Genomic DNA, 17,638 nt, shown 5'->3' with positions numbered 1-17,638 from the left:
GTCGGGGGCGCAGCGGGGGGTCGTCGCGGGCCTGTCGGGGTCCCCGGGCCGGCGGCGTTAGGGTCGTGTGGTGAACGAGCGAGAGCCCCGACGCCCCCGCCGCCACCGACGCCTGCGGGCGCCCGGAGGTGGTCGCGCGCGCCTCGGCGCGGTCGTGGCGGTCGGCGCGGTCGCGCTCCTCGCGGCCTGCTCGTCGGCGCCGGGACCGACCGCCTCGTCCTCCCCCGCCGGGTCCTCACCCGCGGGGACGAGTGCGCCGGGCACGTCCACGGCGCCTCCCACCTCGACGACCCCGCCGACGAGCCCCGCCACCCCGACGCCGACCCCGACGCAGTCCTGCGCCGAGCGCATCGTCGCCGGAATGAGCGCCACCCAGCGCGCCGGCCAGCTGCTCATGGTCGGGCTCGACTCGAACGCGAGCCGCACGAGCCTCGACGCGCTCGTCCAGGCCCGCCACCTCGGCGGCGTCATCCTCCTCGGCGGCTGGCACACCGGCTCGGCGCGGGTCGAGGCCACGACGCGCCATCTGGCCGCTCTCGCCGGGCCGAGCACGGCCGGCCTCGGCCTGCTCCTCGCCGTCGACCAGGAGGGCGGGCAGGTGCAGCAGCTGCAGGGCAACGGCTTCAGCACCATCCCCTCGGCCCTCGACCAGACGCGGGAGGGTGCGAGCGCCCTGCAGTCCGACGCCGCCCGGTGGGCCCGGCAGCTGGCCGCCGCCGGCATCAACGTCAACCTCGCGCCCGTCGCCGACACGGTGCCCGGGTCGATCGGCCGCGCCAACCAGCCCATCGGGCGCTACGGCCGCGAGTACTCGAGCGACCCGTCGACGAACTCCCGCATGGTCGCGGCCTTCGTCAAGGGCATGAGCGCGGGCAAGGTCGCGGCGACGGTCAAGCACTTCCCCGGCCTCGGCCGGATCACCGGCAACACCGACGTCACGGCCACCGGCATCACCGACCGCACGACGACGACCGATGACGCCTACCTCGGGCCGTTCGAGTCGGGCATCCGCGCCGGCGCCGACCTCGTCATGGTCGGCTCGGCGATCTACACCCGCATCGACCCCGGCACCAACGCGGTCTTCTCGAAGCCGATCGTCACCGACCTGCTGCGCGGCCGGCTCGGCTACGACGGCGTCGTCATCACCGACGACGTCGGCAAGGCCAAGGCCGTCGCGGCCGTGCCGGCCGGCGAGCGAGCCACCCGGTTCGTCGCTGCGGGCGGCGACATCGTCCTCACCGCCACACCCTCGACCGTCGGGCCGATGCACCGCGCGCTCAAGGCTGCCATCGCCGCCGACCCCGGCTTCGCGGCGAAGGTGCAGGCCGCCGCCACCCGAGTCGTGGACCTCAAGATCCGGATGGGCCTCGCCCGCTGCCGCTGACCAGCCCCGGCCCGACGCGTCAGGCGCTGACGACCTCGACCGGCATCGAGGAGTCGGTGGGCAGGCCGAGATCGCTCGGCTCACGGCCCTTGGCCACCATCTGCGCGCCGAGCGCCGCGACCATCGCGCCGTTGTCGGTGCAGAGGCCCGGCCGCGGCACGCGCAGCGTGACGCCCGCCTTGGCGCAGCGCTCCTCGGCGAGCGCCCGCAGCCGCGAGTTGGCCGCGACGCCGCCGCCGATGAGCAGGTGGTCGACGTCGTTCTCCTTGCAGGCCAGCAGGGCCTTGCGGGTCAGCACGTCCACGACGGCCTCCTGGAAGCTCGCCGCGACGTCGGCAACGGGCACCGACTCGCCCGCCCGCTGACGCGTCTCGACCCATCGCGCGACGGCGGTCTTGAGGCCGGAGAAGGAGAAGTCGAAGCGGTGCCGTTCCATGTCGCGCCCGGTGGTGAGCCCGCGCGGGAAGTCGATGGCGACGCGGTTTCCCTCGCGGGCGGCCCGGTCGACGTGCGGCCCGCCGGGGAACGGCAGCCCGAGGACGCGGGCCACCTTGTCGAACGCCTCGCCTGCGGCGTCGTCCATCGTCGAGCCGAGCGAGCGCACGTCGTTGGTCACGTCCGGCACGAGCAGCAGCGAGGAGTGGCCGCCGGAGACGAGCATCGCCATCGTCGGCTCGGGCAGCGGGCCGTGCTCCACGATGTCGACGGCGACGTGCGAGGCGAGGTGGTTGACGCCGTAGATCGGTTTCCCGAGCGCGACAGCGAGTGCCTTGGCCGACGCGACGCCGACGAGCAGCGCACCCGCGAGCCCGGGGCCGCTCGTCACCGAGATGGCGTCGAGGTCGCGCAGCGCGACGCCGGCCTCGCGGCAGGCCCGCTCGATGGTGGGGATCATCGCCTCGAGGTGGGCCCGGCTCGCGACCTCGGGCACGACGCCGCCGAAGCGGGCGTGCTCGTCGACGCTGCTCGCGACGGTGTCGACGAGCAGCGTCTGCCCGTGGACGATGCCAACCCCGGTCTCGTCGCAGGAGGTCTCGATGCCGAGGACGAGCGGGGCGTCGCTCATGCCTCTCCCTTCGTCACGAGGAGGCGCATGACGAGGGCGTCGACGTCTCCCGGCTGGTAGTAGCGCCGGCGCACCGAGATGACCTCGAAGCCGGCGCGGTCGTAGAGGTGGCGGGCGGCGTCGTTGTCGGCGCGCACCTCGAGCAGCACGGCCTCGACGCCATGGGCACGGGCGCGTCGGAGCAGCTCGCCGAGCAGCAGGCGCCCGACGCCGCGGCCCTGGTGGGTGGGCGCCGTGGCGACGGTCATGACGTCGGCGGTCTCGCCGGCGAGGTCGAGACCGGCGTACCCGGCGACGGCGCCCGACGCGTCGCGGGCCACGATGTACTCACGGCGCGGCCGCGCGGCGAGCTCGGACCACCACGTCTGCAGGGACCACGCGTCGTCGGCGAAGAGCTGCTGTTCGAGGGCGGCCAGCGTCGGCAGGTCGGTCCACCCGAGCTCGTGCAGCGCCACGCCGGACAGCGCACCGTCGGGCGCGTCGGGCCCGTCGGGTCCGTCGGGCACAGGAGCAGGGACGGCGTCGACCACCACGCTCACCCGAGCGTCGACTTGGTCGAGGGCGCGGCGGGCGCGGCGTCGGGCCGGCGCAGGTAGAGCGGCTCGAGCCCGTCGAAGCCGTGGCCCGGGTCGAGCAGCTGCAGCGCCGACGCGTCGGAGTCGTCCGGCGCGGGCACGTGCCCGCCCGCCCCGTCCAGCCGACGGGCAGCGAGGTCCGCGAGCGCCCCGGCGTCGACGTCGAGCGGCCATACGCCGTGCGGCAGCGCGTCGGGGTAGAGCTGCGGCCCGCGCCCAGCGGTCGGCAGGGACCGCAGGTCGTCGTCGAGGTCGGCGGCGCGCGAGACCACGGGGTCGAGAACCCGGGCGGCACCGGCGTCGGCGAGGGTGTACCGGGCGGCGTACACCTCCTTGCGCCGGGCATCGGTCGCCACGAGGAGGTCACCGCGGCGGCCACCGAGCCACGCCTCGTGGGCGACCGCGTCGAGGCTCGTCAGGCCGCGCACGGGCAGGCCGAGCGCGAAGGCGAACGTGCGACCGGTGACGATCCCGACCCGCAGGCCGGTGAACGGACCGGGCCCGATGCCGACGACGACGTCGGTGACGTCGGCCGGCTCGGCGCCGGCGTCGGTGAGGGCGGTGCGGATGCCGGGCGCCAGGTACTCGGCGTGCGCCCGCGCGTCGAGGGTGGTGGCCCGGGCCAGGACCGACGACCCGTCGTGCAGGGCGACGGTGATGGCCGTCGTCGAGGTGTCGATCGCGAGCAGGAGCACGTGCGTCAGGCTAGCCGAGCCCCGGGGGACGTCAGGACGTGGTCGCGGGGTCGCCCTCGGCGGCGTCGACGTCGTCGGCGAGGTCGGCGAGCCCGCCGAGCACCGTGTCCCACCGGGCTCCGACGCCGTGGGCGTGGACGGTGCGGACGTCCTCGCCGGTCAGGGTCAGCTCGAGCCGCTCCTCGCTCAGCTGCTCGGCGAGCCCCGCGCCCCACTCGACGACGGTGACGCTGGCATCGAGGTCGGCGTCGAGGTCGAGGTCGTCGAGCTCGAGGGCACTGCCGAGGCGGTAGGCGTCGACGTGCACGAGCGCCGGGCCGCCGACGAGCGAGGGGTGCACCCGGGCGATGACGAAGGTCGGCGACGTGATCGGTCCGCGGACACCGAGCCCCTCGGCGATGCCCTGGGTCAGGGTCGTCTTGCCCGCGCCCAGGTCACCGGTGAGCACGAGGAGGTCACCACCCTGCAGCACCTCGCCGAGCCGGCGCCCGAACGCCTGGGTGTCCTCGGTCGAGCGCCACGTGAACGTCGCGGAGCGCGGCACGGGTCAGGCCTCGCGGGCCGGGCGGACCGTCCGGCCGCGCGTGCCGCGTCGGCGCTGGGACCGGACGAGCTCGTCGGCCTGCTGCTCGAGGCGCCGCTGGCGGCGGCCCTTGGCGACGTCGGTGACGATGCGGCGCACGCGGGGCTGGCGCGCCACGTCGACCTGTTCGGCTCGCGCCCGCGCGGACTGCTCGACGAGCGTCACGAGCTGGGTGCCCAGCAGGTCCGGGTGCTCGAGCATGATGACGTGCCCCGCGTCGTTGACGACGACATGCTCGGCGCCGGGGATCGCCTCGACGATGAGCTCGCTGTGCGAGGGCGGGGTGAGGATGTCCTCGCGGCCGTTGAAGACGAGCACGACGGCGTGCCGGAACGAGGCGAGCGTCGGCCGCTTGTCGAAGCCGTCGAAGGTCCTGAGGTAGTCGTTGATGACGTCGAGCGGCGTGCCGAGGAGGATGTCGGCGGTGTAGCGCACCACCGATCGGGGCACCGGCGAGGCGAACGAGTTCTGCTCGACGAGAAAGAGCTCGACGTCGCGGCCGACCCGCCGGATGCGGCTGAACACCTCGGGGCGGCTCGAGAGCGGCCCGAGGACGCCGGGGCCGAGCCGTTCGAGGAACGTGCGGCCGAACGTGGCCATCCGCCCGCCGTTGGCCAGGGTGAGGCCGCCGGGGCTCGTCGCGACGAAGCCCGCGCCGATGACGCGGTCGGCGACGAGCGACGGGTCGTGCTCGGCGAGCGACATCATCGTCATGCCGCCCATCGAGTGGCCGACGAGGACGACGTCGCCGACCGGCACCAGCTGCTCGATGACGTGGCGGAGGTCCTCGCCGAGGCGCTCGATCGTGTAGCTGTCGCGCTCCCCGCGGCCGGAGCGGCCGTGGCCGCGCTGGTCCCAGCTGACGACGCGGAACCCGGCCGCTTTGAGCGCGCGACGCTGGTACACCCAGCAGCGCAGGCTGAGGCAGTAGCCGTGGGTCAGCACGACGGTCGGCAGCTCGGACGCACGACCGCGCCGCGTCGTGCCCCGGGCCGCGGCGGTGGCCGCGGCGGCGTCGGGCAGGTCGACCTCGGCGTGCAGCGCGACACCGTCACTCGTCAGCACGACGTGCTCCTCGTCGGGAGTGATGTCGAGCAGCTCGGGGGTCTCGAGGGCGGCCATCGCCGCGCGGTGCTTGCCCGCCCGGTCGGCCGCGACGCCGGCGGCCACGCCTGCCGCGACGCCCGCGGCCACGCCGATGCTCGCGGCGGCGATCCCGAGGACGGGGTTTCGCCTCTGCCGTTCGGTCATGCCTGGTCCTTCGTCACCGCGACGCCGGGCGCGTCGTCGGCGGTGGACGTACCCGCGAGTAGCGCCTCGCCCACATGCAGTCTCGGCACGCGGGCACCGAGCCGGGTCACGATCTCGTAGCTGATGGTGTCGGTGGCGTCGGCCCAGTCCTGCGCGGTCGGCTCGCCCGGAGCACCGCCGAACAGGGTGACGACGTCGCCGGCCTGCGCCGTGGCGCCGGGGCCGAGGTCGACGACGAACTGGTCCATGCAGACGCGGCCGGCGATCGTCGTGCGGAGGTCGCCGACGCGGACCGGGCCGACGTTCGTGGCATCGCGCGGGATGCCGTCGCCGTAGCCCGCGGGAACGAGACCGACGACGGTGTCGACCTCCGGTGTGTAGACGTGGCCGTAGCTGATGCCCTGGCCCGCCGGGAGCCGCTTGACGAGCGCGAGCCGGGCCCGCAGCGTCATGACCGGTCGCAGGCCGAAGTCGTCGGCGACCTGCGGCACCGGCGTCAGGCCGTACATCGCGATGCCGGGCCGCACGAGGTCGGCGTGCGCGGACGGGTGCACGAGCGTCGCGGCCGAGTTGGCCAGGTGGCGCACCTCGGGCCGCAGCCCGACTCGCTCCCCTTCGGCGACGGCCTCGAAGAACCGCTCCTGCTGGGCGAGGACGGTGGGGTGCTCCGGGGCGTCGGCGTGGGCGAAGTGGGTCCAGATGCCGACGACGCGGATGACGCCCTCGGCCTCGAGCCGTCGGGCGTGGTCGACGAGGGTGCTCCAGTCGGCGCCGTACGCGCCGCCCCGCCCGAGGCCGCTGTCGACCTTGAGGTGGATGCGTGCGGTGCGCCCGAGGGCCCGAGCGGCGACCGCGACCTCGTCGAGGACCCACGGCGCCGAGGCGGACAGGTCGATGTCGCGGGCCACGGCGCCGGCGAAGTCGCTGCCCGGCACACTGAGCCAGGTGAGCAGGCGGGGCTCGGTCAGGCCCGCGTCGCGCAGCGCGAACGCCTCGGCGAACTGGGCCGCGCCGAGCCACGTGGCGCCGGCGGCCACCGCGGTGCGGGCCACCGGCAGCAGTCCGTGACCGTACGCGTCGGCCTTGACGACGGCCATGAACTCCGAGGACGGCGCGAGGGCGCGCAGCGTCCGGACGTTGGCGGCGAGCGCCTCGAGGTCGATCTCGGCCCAGACCGTGGTGCCGTGCGTCAGGGGCAGCCCCGGGCTGCCGTCGGGCCCGGCCTGCGGGCGGAACGCGTCGGGGGTGCCCGGCTCGTCGGGTGCGGTGGCGTGCGTCGTGCTCATCGGCAGCAGTCTCGCAGTTCCGGACGCCGTCCGCGTTCGCAGGGTCCTCGTGTGGCGCGTGGGACTCCGTGCTCACTCGATGGAGAAGGCGAGGCGTGCCCGGCTCCCCCGACCACCAACCACCGACCCCCGACCACCGACCCCCGACCCCCGACCACCGGCCAGCCGACCAGCCGACCAGCCCGACCGCCCCGCGCCACCCCCTTTCCCCCTGCATCGAGTGAGCACTTCCTCACTCAGGTCACTCAGGTCACTCGGGTCGTGCGCGTCACTCGGGTCACTCGGGTCACTCGGGCGAGGTGCGTCCTCGCCGGATGAGGTCGCGGACCGTCGTGCGCACGCCCTGGGCCACGGCGAGCGCGCGCAGCGGCCCTCCCCCGGACACCCGGTCGGCGGTCACCCCGTGCACGAGCGCGCCGAGGGACCCGGCGTCGTGGGGCGACAGGCCCGAGGCGAGCAGGGTCCCGACGATCCCGGACAGCACGTCGCCGGCGCCCGCGGTCGCGAGCCACGGCGGGGCATCGGCCTGGCTGCGCACCGGCTCGCCCTCGGTGACGACGAGGGTCGTCGCGCCCTTGAGCAGCACGGTGGCCCCGGTCAGCGCGGCGAGCCGGCGCGCGTGGCGCAGCGGGTGGGCCTTGACCTCGTCGGCCGTGACCTCGGTGCCCGACTCCTCGGTGTCCGGCGTCCCGAGCCGCGTCAGCAGCCGGGCGAGCTCGCCGGCGTGCGGGGTGAGCAGCGTCGGGGCGTGGCGCCGCCCGGTGACCAGGTCGAGGCCACCGGCGTCGACGACGACGGGCAGGTCGCTCGCGAGCGCGGCACGCGCCACCGCGAGCTGGGCACCCGCGTCGGCGTCGGCGTCCCCGCTCGACGCGTCGAGCCCGGGCCCGACGACCCACGCCTGCACGCGGCCCTCGCCGACGACCGCCTCGGGCACCGCCTGCCGTACGAGGGCCGTCGGGGTCGGGGTGCCGACGTAGCGCAGCATCCCGACGCCGGCCTCGGCCGCGGCCGTCGTGCAGAGCACGGCCGCGCCGGTGTAGGACTCGCCGCCCGCGACGACGCCGAGGACGCCACGGGAGTACTTGTCGTCCGACTGGCCGGGCACCGGCCACAGCCGGGCGACGTCGTCGTGCGTCAGCCGCTCGACCGCCGCGTCGACGTCGTCGAGGGGCAGGCCGATGTCGACGACGGTGAGCCGGCCCGAGGCCGCCTCGCCGGGCGGGAGCAGGTGGACCGGCTTCGGCGCGCCGAAGGTGACGGTCTCGTCGGCCCACACGGCGTCGTCGTCGGTGGGCTCCTCGCCGGGCTCGTCACCGCTGGGCTCGCCCGCACCCGCGGCGTCGCGCCACCCACCGTCGGGGTCGAGGCCGCTCGCGACGTCGACGGCCAGCACCCACGCGTCGTCGTCGACGGCGTCGACGAGCCGGGCGGCGTCGAGTCGCAGGCCCGGGCGACCCCCGATGCCGACGATCCCGTCGAGCACGACGTCGGCCTCGGCGACGGCACGGACGGCCGCGGCGGGGTCCTCGCCCGCCACGTGCACGACGGTTCCGGCGTCCTCCGCGGCGGCCAGGCCTGCGGCGTGGACCCCGGCGCGTCCGCCCGCGGGCAGCAGCACGACGGCGGCCGGGTAGCCCGCCTCGGCGAGGTGGGCCACGGCGTACAGGGTGTCTCCCCCGTTGGCCCCGGCCCCGACGAGCCCGACGACCGTGGCGCCGTCGTGGTCGGCCAGGCGGGCGGCCGCGATCTCGGCCAGGCCGCGTGAGGCGCGGTCCATCAGCTCGCCCTCGGGCAGCCCGGCCATGGCCGCCTGCTCGGCGGCGCGAACCGTCTCGACGTCGTACGCGCGGATCATCGGCTCTCCTCGGTGGTGTGGCGGGACAGCGGGAAGGGGTCGACAGGGACGGCCGCTAGCCCTCGGCGATGACGACCGCGGAGGCGATGCCGGCGTCGTGGGACAGGGACACGTGGAAGCTGTCGACGCCGAGGTCACCGGCGCGCGCCGCGACGGTGCCGCCGATCTCGAGCAGGGGCCGGCCGTCCTCGTTCGTCACGACACGCGCGTCGGTCCAGTGCAGCCCGACCGGTGCGCCGAGCGCCTTGGCCAGGGCCTCCTTGGCGGCGAACCGGGCTGCGAGCGAGGCGATCCCGAGATCGCGCTCCTCCGGGGTGAAGAGCCGCTCGCGCAGCGCCGGGGTGCGCTCGAGCGTCTGCTCGAAGCGCGCGATGTCGACGACGTCGATGCCGACCCCGACGATCACGTCACTCGACCGTGACGGACTTGGCGAGGTTGCGGGGCTGGTCGACGTCGAGGCCCTTGGCCGTGGACAGCCACAGCGCGAAGACCTGCAGCGGCACGACCGTGAGCAGCGGCGCGAGCAGCGGCGAGGTGGCCGGCACCCGGATGACCTCGTCGGCGAACGGGACGACGGCCTCGTCACCCTCCTCGGCGATGACGAGGGTGCGGGCGCCGCGGGCGCGGATCTCCTGGATGTTGGAGACGACCTTGCCGTGCAGCCCGTGCTCGCTCGTCGGCGAGGGCACGACGACGAACACCGGCTGACCGGGCTCGATGAGCGCGATCGGGCCGTGCTTCAGCTCGCCGGCCGCGAAGCCCTCGGCGTGGATGTAGGCGAGCTCCTTGAGCTTGAGCGCGCCCTCCATGGCGATCGGGTAGCCGACGTGGCGCCCGAGGAAGAGGACCGAACGGGTGTCGGCCATGAACTTGGCGATCTCCTTGACCCGGCCCATCTGGCCGAGCAGGGTCTCGATCTTGGCCGGGACCTGCGCGAGCTCCTTCATGACCGCGGCGGCGTCGTCGGCGAAGGAACCGCCGCGCAGCTGCGCGAGGTAGAGGCCGAGCACGTAGCAGGCAGTGATCTGGGCGAGGAACGCCTTCGTCGAGGCGACGGCGATCTCGGGTCCGGCGTGCGTGTAGAGGACGGCGTCGGACTCGCGCGGGATCGTCGAGCCGTGCGTGTTGCACACCGACACGGTCAGGGCGCCGAGCTCGCGGGCGTGCTTGACCGCCATGAGGGTGTCCATCGTCTCGCCCGACTGGCTGATCGACACGACGAGGGTGCGCTCGTTGACGATGGGGTCGCAGTAGCGGAACTCGTGGGCGAGGGCGACCTCGACGGGGATACGCGTCCAGTGCTCGATCGCGTACTTGGCGACCATGCCCGCGTAGGCGGCGGTGCCGCACGCGACGATCGTGATGCGGTCGACGGCCTTGAGCTGCTCCTCGGAGATGCTCATCTCGTCGAGGACGAGCCGACCGTCGATGTCGGTGCGACCGAGCAGGGTGTCAGCGACGGCGTGCGGCTGGTCGTTGATCTCCTTCTCCATGAAGGTCGCGTAGCCGCCCTTCTCGGCGGCCGCGGCGTCCCACGTGACCTCGTAGGCCTTGCCCTCGGCGGGCGTGCCGTCGAAGTTGACGACGGTGGCGCCGTCGGGCGTGATCGTGACGATCTGGTCCTGGGCCAGCTCGAGGGCGTGGCGGGTGTGGCCGATGAAGGCCGCGACGTCGGAGCCGAGGTAGTTGGCGTCGTCGCCGAGGCCGACGACGAGCGGGCTGTTGCGGCGGGCACCGACGACGACACCCGGCTGGTCGGCGTGGATCGCGAGGAGCGTGAAGGCGCCCTCGAGGTCGGCGACGACGGCGCGCATCGCCGCCGTGAGGTCGCCATCGGCGTCGTAGGCGCGAGCCACGAGGTGGGCCACGACCTCGGTGTCGGTCTCGCTCGTGAACTCGACACCGTCGGCGAGCAGGCCCTTCTTCAGGGCGTGGAAGTTCTCGATGATGCCATTGTGGATGAGGGCGAGCTTGCCGTCCTTGCCACCGCGGTGCGGGTGCGCGTTCTCGTCGGTCGGGCCGCCGTGCGTGGCCCAGCGGGTGTGCCCGATGCCGGTGGTCGAGCTGGGCAGCGGGTGCGCCTCGAGCTCAGCCGTGAGGTTGGCCAGCTTGCCGGACTTCTTGCGGGTCTCGACGTGGTCGCCGTCGATGAGGGCGACACCGGCGGAGTCGTAGCCCCGGTACTCGAGCCGGGCCAGCCCCTCCATGACGACATCGAGCGCCGTCCCGTCGTCCGAGCGCCCGACGTATCCAACGATTCCGCACATGGACCCCAGCCTAGGGGACCCGCCCGGCACCGACCGCCACGCCCGCGCGCCGCCGGCGGGGCGCGTCCGACACAATGGCGGCGTGTCGCAGCGAACCAGCCGGCCCTCCGTCGTGCCCGGCCCCGGCAACGGGGGCCCCGGCTCGCCGGTGCCCTCGCCGTACGTCGAGTTCGACCGTGCTGCGTGGTCGCGGCTGCGCGAGAACCACCCGCTCAACCTCGACGACGCCGACCTGACGCGGCTGCGCGGGCTCGGCGACCGCGTCGACCTCAACGAGGTCGAGGAGGTCTACCTGCCGCTGTCGCGACTGCTCAACTTCTACGTCGGGGCGACCCGCCAGCTGCACCAGGTGACGAGCGAGTTCCTCGGGGAGCGGCCGGCCAGGACGCCGTTCGTCATCGGCGTCGCGGGCTCGGTCGCCGTCGGCAAGTCGACGACGGCCCGCATCCTGCGCGAGATGCTGGCGCGCTGGCCGGACACCCCCGAGGTCGCGCTCGTGACGACCGACGGGTTCCTCTTCCCGAACGCGGTCCTCGAGGAGCGAGGGCTGCTCGGCCGCAAGGGCTTTCCCGAGTCCTACGACCGCCGGGCCCTGCTGCGCTTCGTCGCCGACATCAAGTCGGGCCGGGCCGAGGTGTCGGCGCCGGTGTACTCGCACCTGACCTACGACATCGTCCCCGGCGAGCGCATCGTCGTGCGCCAGCCCGACGTGCTCATCGTCGAGGGCCTCAACGTGCTGCAGGCCCCGGAGGTGCACCCGGTGCGTGGCACGGGCCTGGCGGTCAGCGACTTCTTCGACTTCTCGGTCTTCGTCGACGCGTGGGTCGACGACATCCGCAGCTGGTACGTCGAGCGCTTCCTGCGCCTGCGCGAGACCGCGTTCTCGGACCCGCACTCCTACTTCCACCGCTACGCCGTGCTGTCCGACGACGAGGCGGTCGCGACGGCCAACCGCATCTGGCGCGAGATCAACGGCCCGAACCTCGTGCAGAACATCCAGCCGACGCGGTCGCGGGCGACGCTCGTGCTGACGAAGGGCGCCGACCACGGCGTCCGACGCGTCCGGCTCCGCAAGATCTGAGGCTCGGCGTCCCTCGGGCGTCCCTCGGACGCGAGAGCGGCCCGCCCCGGTGTGGGGACGGGCCGCTCGTCGTCTCTCGCCGTCGGCGTGGATGGCGGAGACGGGCTCAGTACCAGTGCGGGGCGCGGGCCTGCCAGGTCGACCAGGCGTTGCACGGGTTGCCGTAGGACATCTCGATGTACCAGAGGCCCCACTTGATCTGGGTCAGCGGGTTGGTGCGCCAGTCGCCGCCCATCTGGGCCATCTTGCTGCCCGGCAGGGACTGCGGGATGCCGTAGGCGCCGGACGACGGGTTCTCGGCCGTGTAGCGCCAGCCGCTCTCGCCGGTCCAGAGGTTGACGAGGCAGTTGTACTGGGCGTCGCTCGTCCACCCGTGGTCGGCCATGAGCACCCGTGCGGCGCCCTTCGGGTCGTTCTTCGCGTTCGCGACGGCCTGCTGGCGCTCACGCTCGGCCTGGGCCTGCTCCTGGGCAGCCTTCGCCTCGGCCGCAGCCCGGGCCTTCTCCTTCTTCTTCTTGACCTCGAGAGCGGCGGCGTCGCGCAGGCCGGTGGCGGCGATGGCGGTGCGGCGCTCGTTGCGCGACACCGACGCCGCAGCGCGGTAGGTCGTGTCGACGGTCGAGGCACGGGCCAGCTCGTCGGTCTGGGCGACCACGCCTGAGCCGACGACGAAGGCGGCCGGGTCGGCGCCGATGAGGTTGGCCGACCGGGCGTAGGCGAAGCCGGACGCGCCGAGACCGAGGGCCAGGGCCCCGGCGAGGACCGGGCGGCCGACCCGGCGCTTGCGCTTGGCGGGCTTGTGGTCGCGACGGCGGGACAGCACCTGAGTGTCCTCCGACACGGCCGCGGCCGGGGTCGGGACGGCCGGGGTGGAGCCGCGGCGCTGCGGGGCCGAGGCGTTCGCACCGAGCGCCGCGTGGCGGCGGGTGCGGTCGTCGGCCGAGCGCTCGGGGGCCTGAGGGCCGACCGGTGCCCCACGGCGCGGCGTCGCGGGTTCGCCGTTGCGGCGGGACGCGTCAGGGCGTGGACCCGTGGGACGCGAATCCTGGGAGCGGGACGCCTCCGGGCGCGACGTCTCGGGACGGGAGGCCTCGGGACGGGAGGCCTCGGGACGGGAGGTCTCGGGACGGGAGGTCTCGGGACGCGACGCGCGGGGACGCGCCCCGTCGGGGCGGGTCAGCCGAGCCGTCGGTGCCGGGCGCTCGGCGCGGGCCCACTCGTGCAGGGGTCGCTCGGTGCGCTGCGGCGTCGGGGGCTCGGGCTGGACGCGGTCGATCCGGGCGGTGCGGTCCGCGCTCTCGCCTCGGGCGGTCTGGGGGGCGTCGACGCGCTCACGATCGGCGTGACGGTCGGGGTGGTGTCCCGGCTGGGGTCGGGTCGACCCGCTCGGGCCGGATGCGGGGGTCGACGCGTTGCGGTGGCGGCCTTCGTACCGTGCCATAGAGGTGGAGTCAGCCTTCCTGCGGTCTCGGGGCACGTCGGCCGTCCGCGCGGGTCTGACCCCGGGTCAGTGCGCATGAGGGTGCGACTGGGGGCACGACGGTGGATGCGGGCGGCGCGACGGGTGGAGGGGAGGTGTTCGGGGTGATCCCAGGCCGATCACGCCCTCGCTCCCCACAGCCAAGTCGTTATCGTTCCGAGATCTGCAGCCCCCCACGGTGCCAGCCGACCCCACCCCGAAGCAAGTCGGCCCCCACCACGCGGGGCCCGGGCCACGCAGGTGACCCAGCGGTAAGGGTCCCCGAGTCGAGCACGCGGGGACCCTCTACCGCGGTGTGACTCAGGTCACATCTCGATCCCCTCGAGCAGATCCGTGACGAGCGCGGCGATGGGGCTGCGCTCGCTGCGCGTCAGCGTCACGTGGGCGAAGAGTGGGTGGCCCTTGAGCTTCTCGATGACCGCCGCGACACCGTCGTGCCGCCCGACCCGTAGGTTGTCGCGCTGGGCGACGTCGTGGGTCAGCACCACCTTGCTGTTCTGCCCGATGCGCGACAGGACCGTGAGCAGCACGTTGCGCTCGAGCGACTGGGCCTCGTCGACGACGACGAACGCGTCGTGCAGGGAACGACCGCGGATGTGCGTCAGCGGCAGCACCTCCAGCAGCCCTCGGTCCATGACCTCCTCGACGACCTCGGTCGACACCAGGGCGCTCAGGGTGTCGAAGACCGCCTGGCCCCACGGGTTCATCTTCTCGGCCTCGGTACCCGGCAGGTAGCCGAGCTCCTGGCCGCCGACGGCGAACAGCGGCCGGAAGACGATGACCTTGCGCTGCGCGCGTCGCTCCATGACCGACTCGAGGCCGGCACACAGCGCGAGCGCCGACTTGCCGGTGCCGGCGCGGCCGCCGAGGCTGACGATGCCGACATCGGGGTCGAGGAGCAGGTCGAGGGCGATGCGCTGCTCGGCGCTGCGGCCGTGCAGACCGAACGCGTCACGGTCGCCACGCACGAGCCGGATCTGCTTGTCGGCCCCGACCCGCCCCAGACCGCTTCCCCGCGGCGAGAGCAGCACCAGGCCTGTGTGGCAAGGCAGCTCGGCCGCGCCGGCGTGCTCGATGCGGCCGCGGTCGTAGAGCTGGTCGAGCTCGTCGGTCGTCACCTCGAGCTCGGTCATGCCGGTCCAGCCGGAGTCGACGCCCTGCTCGTGGCGGTACTCCTCCGCCTCGAGGCCGCACGCCGACGCCTTGACCCGCATCGGCAGGTCCTTGCTGACGATGGTGACGTCGGCGCCCTCGTTCGACAGGTTCTTGGCGACCGACAGGATGCGGGTGTCGTTGTCGCCGAGACGGAAGCCGGCCGGCAGGGACATCGGGTCGGTGTGGTTGAGCTCGACGCGGAGCGTGCCTCCCGTGTCGCCGACGCGGACCGGCTCGTCGAGGCGTCCGGCGCTGATGCGCAGGTCGTCGAGCAGGCGCAGCGCCTGCCGGGCGAAGTAGCCGAGCTCGGGGTGGTGGCGCTTGCCCTCCAGCTCGGTGACGACGACGACGGGGAGGACCACCTCGTGCTCGGCGAACCGGAGCATGGCCCGGGGGTCGGACAGGAGCACCGACGTGTCGAGGACGTACGTCTTGTGCGACGGACGTTCGCGCGTCGTGCTGCGTGTGGTGGCGCGTGTGGAGGCCGCGGCCGGCTTGGTGGTCGTGCTGGCGGAGTCCGTCGTGACCGGACGAGTCGTGCGTGCCATGTCCCACTCCCTACGCGGCGCGCGTCGCGCGCCTACTCGCTCCCGAGGTGCCGGGCGGTGACCACCAGAGGGTGGCGCAGGGCCCGGCCCTCCGTCCTGAGCGATCGCTCCATCGGTGGGCCTCCTGGCAACGTCCGACGGGTGTCGGGCGTTGGCACGACGGTACGACCAGCGACCGACGGCGACGCGGATTGAGGGCTCGCGCGTCGTCGTGTCGCCCGAGTGTTCACCTCCTGGAAACGTCGGGGCCCGCCGCGCCCACCGGACGCCCCGTCGGCCTCGAGGCCCCGGACGACCCGTCAGTGCGTCATGACCAGGGCGAGCGGCCCATGACACGGACGTACTCGCGCTTCCACCGCCACCGACGGATCCCGACGAACATGCCGAGCAGGCCGACCGCCCCGAACATCCCGAGCAGGCCCCAGCCCGCCCCGAGCGCGCCCTCGGCGCCGCCGTCCGCGGCCTTCTTGCACACGACGAAGAAGACGACTCCGGCGGCGGCGATGGCGGCGAAGAAGACCGTCATGACCCACGGTTCACGGATCTGGCCGATGAACAGGCCGCCCTCGGGCACCGGGAACGGCTCCTTGGGCGGCGTGGCGCCGGACCGGGGCTGCTCGGCCTGGCTCACGCGGCAGCCACCTCGCCGTAGAGGCGGGCGACCTCGTCGAGCAGGCCTGCCTCGTCGACGATCCCGCCCGTTCCGGTCCCCGGACCGGACACGTCACGCAGCGCCTCGTACCCGTCGCCCTGGGGGCGCACCGCCAGCGTCCGGTCGCCGTCGGCGGTCCGCACCTGGAGGATGACCGCGGCCCCCGCGTCGACGGCGAAACGCTCCTTCATCATCCCGGTGACGAGCGCGGCCCGGTCCACGTCGGGCTCACCCAGGCGGACGAACCACGAAGCGAGCTGGCGCGGCTGCATGAGCGCGGTGACGGTGTCGGACTCGAGCAGCGCGACGTACTCGACGTCGCCGCCGTCAGCCCCGACGAACCCGATGCGCGACCACCGGTACGCCTTGCCGGTCACGTACTCGATGAGCGCCGCGTAGGACCGGGTCTGGCGGTTGCCGTCCTCGTCGAGGGTGAGCCAGCCGCGCGACACGAGGGAGGACGCACCCCCGACCAGGGCCCCCTCCTGGGCGATCCGCGGGTCGCTGAGCAGGAAGTCGCCCGACGTGCGCGATGCCGCCGAGTCGTGCCGTGAGAGGAGGTAGGCCAGCTCGCTGGCCCCGATGCCGACGATGTCGTCGGGCAGCTCGATGGCGGCGATGGGCGTCCCGCGCAGCGGGTCGTCGGCCCGGCCCTCGCGGGTCTCGTTCGTGTCGCTCATGTGCGTGTCCACCTGTCCTCGTGGTCGTCTCGGGTCGTCAGTCGAAGGGGTTCAGCGAGGAGATCACGTCGCCGGCCTTGTCGGCCACGTCGCCCGCGAAGTCGGCGACGTCGCCGGCGGCGTCGCTGATGGCCTGGCCCGCGTCGCCGGCGAAGTCGGAGATGTCGTCCCAGTGGTCGTAGACCAGCTGGCCCACGGCCATCGCGCCCGCAGCGGCTCCGGCGATCGCGTTGACCGGCGGGATCGGCACGAGGGCGACGGCACCGAGTGCGGTCATGGCGCCGTCGTACCCGGCACGCCCGTAGTGGCCCTCGGCGATGTCGTTGGCCACCGTGAAGCCGCCCAGGGCCACACCGGCCGGGCCGAGCACCTTGCCGAAGGTGCCGAGGCCCTTGGCCAGCTTCGAGCCCTCTTCGAGCGCCGGGACGAAGCGTGAGAGCGTCGACCAGTTCTTCGGGGCGAGGGCGTCACCGAACTCGGCGAGCCGCCCTGTCTTCCAAGCGTTTCCGAGGTTCTTGAACAGCCCGAGCTCGCGGTCGAAGCTGCCGAGGTTGTTCGAGAAGTTCTTCAGCTTCAGGGCCAGCCCGGCCACCGTGCCGAGCGTCCCGGCGAGCTTGAAGGGCGTGAAGAGCGCCTTCGTCAGGTCGTAGCCGGGGATGCCGCCGTTGCCGCCGTTGCTCGCACCGGGGCCGAGGGGGCCGGCGCCGCCGGAGCCCTGGCCGCTCGTCGAGTCCTGCGCGCCGGCGTTGCGGCGCAGCGCCTCCGCGAGCCTGCCGAGGTCGGTGCCGAACTGGCCCAGCTGCGCGTCGAGCGGCGGCCACTTGCTCATGAGGTGCTCGAGGTCGCCACCGCCCCAGTTGCCCTTGATGGCGTTGACGGCCCGCGTGGCCTCGCCGCGGACGGTCTCGCACTCGCGCACGTGGCCGGTGATCCGCTCGGCCGCCGATCGCAGCGCGACCGGATCGGCACCCTTCTTGTAGATGGCCATTGGCTCTCCCCTGTGGTGGACGACGTCCGAAACCTATGCATTGGTCCCCCAGCCTGCAATGGGGAGCGGTCCCCATCGCGGCGCGGGTC

At 73.9% G+C, this 17,638-nt stretch carries 16 protein-coding genes; 2 read left to right on the top strand and 14 right to left on the bottom strand.

The genetic code is table 11. The features are described 5' to 3' along the window. Positions 1 to 70: 70 nt before the first annotated feature. Positions 71 to 1,384 carry a glycoside hydrolase family 3 N-terminal domain-containing protein gene (locus AC3A5R_RS14450; RefSeq protein WP_487621463.1) on the top strand — a complete coding sequence of 438 codons (1,314 nt, stop codon included), beginning with the start codon at positions 71 to 73 and terminating at the stop codon, positions 1,382 to 1,384. A 19-nt stretch (positions 1,385 to 1,403) separates the two neighbouring features. Here AC3A5R_RS14450 and tsaD read toward each other — a convergent pair whose 3' ends face one another. From tsaD to glmS, 9 genes are all read right to left on the bottom strand, one after another. Beyond that, complete coding sequence (tsaD, locus tag AC3A5R_RS14445; protein ID WP_323100784.1) at positions 1,404 to 2,450, bottom strand: tRNA (adenosine(37)-N6)-threonylcarbamoyltransferase complex transferase subunit TsaD; 1,047 nt, start codon at positions 2,448 to 2,450, stop codon at positions 1,404 to 1,406. Then, positions 2,447 to 2,956, bottom strand: coding sequence for a ribosomal protein S18-alanine N-acetyltransferase (gene rimI / locus AC3A5R_RS14440; protein ID WP_487621462.1), 510 nt, complete (start codon positions 2,954 to 2,956; stop codon positions 2,447 to 2,449). Before rimI ends, tsaD begins: the two co-directional genes overlap by 4 nt. A 29-nt stretch (positions 2,957 to 2,985) precedes the next feature. Then, positions 2,986 to 3,720 carry a tRNA (adenosine(37)-N6)-threonylcarbamoyltransferase complex dimerization subunit type 1 TsaB gene (gene tsaB / locus AC3A5R_RS14435; RefSeq protein WP_487621461.1) on the bottom strand — a complete coding sequence of 245 codons (735 nt, stop codon included), beginning with the start codon at positions 3,718 to 3,720 and terminating at the stop codon, positions 2,986 to 2,988. Positions 3,721 to 3,751: 31 nt separating this feature from the next. Further along, on the bottom strand, positions 3,752 to 4,264 hold the full coding sequence (gene tsaE / locus AC3A5R_RS14430) for a tRNA (adenosine(37)-N6)-threonylcarbamoyltransferase complex ATPase subunit type 1 TsaE (protein ID WP_487621460.1): 513 nt from the start codon (positions 4,262 to 4,264) through the stop codon (positions 3,752 to 3,754). Positions 4,265 to 4,267: 3 nt separating this feature from the next. After that, the gene (locus AC3A5R_RS14425) at positions 4,268 to 5,554 is read right to left on the bottom strand and encodes an alpha/beta fold hydrolase (protein WP_487621459.1); all 1,287 of its coding nucleotides are present in this window, start codon (positions 5,552 to 5,554) and stop codon (positions 4,268 to 4,270) included. Beyond that, the gene (alr, locus tag AC3A5R_RS14420; protein WP_487621458.1) at positions 5,551 to 6,840 is read right to left on the bottom strand and encodes an alanine racemase; all 1,290 of its coding nucleotides are present in this window, start codon (positions 6,838 to 6,840) and stop codon (positions 5,551 to 5,553) included. The genes AC3A5R_RS14425 and alr overlap by 4 nt, the downstream gene beginning before the upstream one ends. Positions 6,841 to 7,126: 286 nt before the next feature. Next, complete coding sequence (locus AC3A5R_RS14415; RefSeq protein ID WP_487621457.1) at positions 7,127 to 8,698, bottom strand: bifunctional ADP-dependent NAD(P)H-hydrate dehydratase/NAD(P)H-hydrate epimerase; 1,572 nt, start codon at positions 8,696 to 8,698, stop codon at positions 7,127 to 7,129. Positions 8,699 to 8,753: 55 nt separating this feature from the next. Continuing rightward, complete coding sequence (locus AC3A5R_RS14410; protein WP_487621456.1) at positions 8,754 to 9,104, bottom strand: holo-ACP synthase; 351 nt, start codon at positions 9,102 to 9,104, stop codon at positions 8,754 to 8,756. A 1-nt stretch (position 9,105) separates the two neighbouring features. Further along, a complete protein-coding gene (glmS, locus tag AC3A5R_RS14405) occupies positions 9,106 to 10,965 on the bottom strand; it encodes a glutamine--fructose-6-phosphate transaminase (isomerizing) (RefSeq protein WP_487621455.1) in 1,860 nt (619 codons plus the stop codon). 82 nt (positions 10,966 to 11,047) lie between these two features. On the opposite strand from glmS, the gene coaA reads away from it, so the two are divergent. Next, positions 11,048 to 12,046, top strand: a complete 999-nt coding sequence (gene coaA, locus AC3A5R_RS14400) for a type I pantothenate kinase (protein WP_487621454.1) — start codon at positions 11,048 to 11,050, stop codon at positions 12,044 to 12,046. Positions 12,047 to 12,152: 106 nt separating this feature from the next. Here coaA and AC3A5R_RS14395 read toward each other — a convergent pair whose 3' ends face one another. From AC3A5R_RS14395 to AC3A5R_RS14375, 5 genes are all read right to left on the bottom strand, one after another. Further along, on the bottom strand, positions 12,153 to 13,487 hold the full coding sequence (locus AC3A5R_RS14395; protein WP_487621453.1) for an aggregation-promoting factor C-terminal-like domain-containing protein: 1,335 nt from the start codon (positions 13,485 to 13,487) through the stop codon (positions 12,153 to 12,155). Positions 13,488 to 13,831: 344 nt separating this feature from the next. Beyond that, positions 13,832 to 15,067, bottom strand: a complete 1,236-nt coding sequence (gene phoH2, locus AC3A5R_RS14390) for an RNA 5'-3' helicase PhoH2 (RefSeq protein ID WP_487621613.1) — start codon at positions 15,065 to 15,067, stop codon at positions 13,832 to 13,834. Positions 15,068 to 15,536: 469 nt separating this feature from the next. After that, complete coding sequence (locus AC3A5R_RS14385; protein ID WP_487621452.1) at positions 15,537 to 15,860, bottom strand: hypothetical protein; 324 nt, start codon at positions 15,858 to 15,860, stop codon at positions 15,537 to 15,539. Continuing rightward, positions 15,857 to 16,561: a hypothetical protein gene (locus tag AC3A5R_RS14380; RefSeq protein WP_487621451.1), complete on the bottom strand. Its 705-nt coding sequence runs from the start codon at positions 16,559 to 16,561 to the stop codon at positions 15,857 to 15,859. Before AC3A5R_RS14380 ends, AC3A5R_RS14385 begins: the two co-directional genes overlap by 4 nt. 37 nt (positions 16,562 to 16,598) lie before the next feature. After that, on the bottom strand, positions 16,599 to 17,549 hold the full coding sequence (locus AC3A5R_RS14375; protein ID WP_487621450.1) for a WXG100 family type VII secretion target: 951 nt from the start codon (positions 17,547 to 17,549) through the stop codon (positions 16,599 to 16,601). Positions 17,550 to 17,638: the final 89 nt, after the last annotated feature.

The sequence above is a fragment of the Intrasporangium sp. Soil_C_50 genome (assembly GCF_057656595.1).
This window is presented reverse-complemented; position numbering and strand designations above follow the sequence as displayed.

Bases quoted from the DNA above. Each gene is read 5' to 3' on its own strand.
- tsaD (WP_323100784.1), bottom strand. From the start codon at position 2,450: ATGAGCGACGCCCCGCTCGTCCTCGGCATCGAGACCTCCTGCGACGAG.
- AC3A5R_RS14425 (WP_487621459.1), bottom strand. From the start codon at position 5,554: ATGACCGAACGGCAGAGGCGAAACCCCGTCCTCGGGATCGCCGCCGCG.
- alr (WP_487621458.1), bottom strand. From the start codon at position 6,840: ATGAGCACGACGCACGCCACCGCACCCGACGAGCCGGGCACCCCCGAC.
- AC3A5R_RS14415 (WP_487621457.1), bottom strand. From the start codon at position 8,698: ATGATCCGCGCGTACGACGTCGAGACGGTTCGCGCCGCCGAGCAGGCG.
- glmS (WP_487621455.1), bottom strand. From the start codon at position 10,965: ATGTGCGGAATCGTTGGATACGTCGGGCGCTCGGACGACGGGACGGCG.
- AC3A5R_RS14395 (WP_487621453.1), bottom strand. From the start codon at position 13,487: ATGGCACGGTACGAAGGCCGCCACCGCAACGCGTCGACCCCCGCATCC.
- phoH2 (WP_487621613.1), bottom strand. From the start codon at position 15,067: ATGCTCCGGTTCGCCGAGCACGAGGTGGTCCTCCCCGTCGTCGTCGTC.
- AC3A5R_RS14380 (WP_487621451.1), bottom strand. From the start codon at position 16,561: ATGAGCGACACGAACGAGACCCGCGAGGGCCGGGCCGACGACCCGCTG.
- AC3A5R_RS14375 (WP_487621450.1), bottom strand. From the start codon at position 17,549: ATGGCCATCTACAAGAAGGGTGCCGATCCGGTCGCGCTGCGATCGGCG.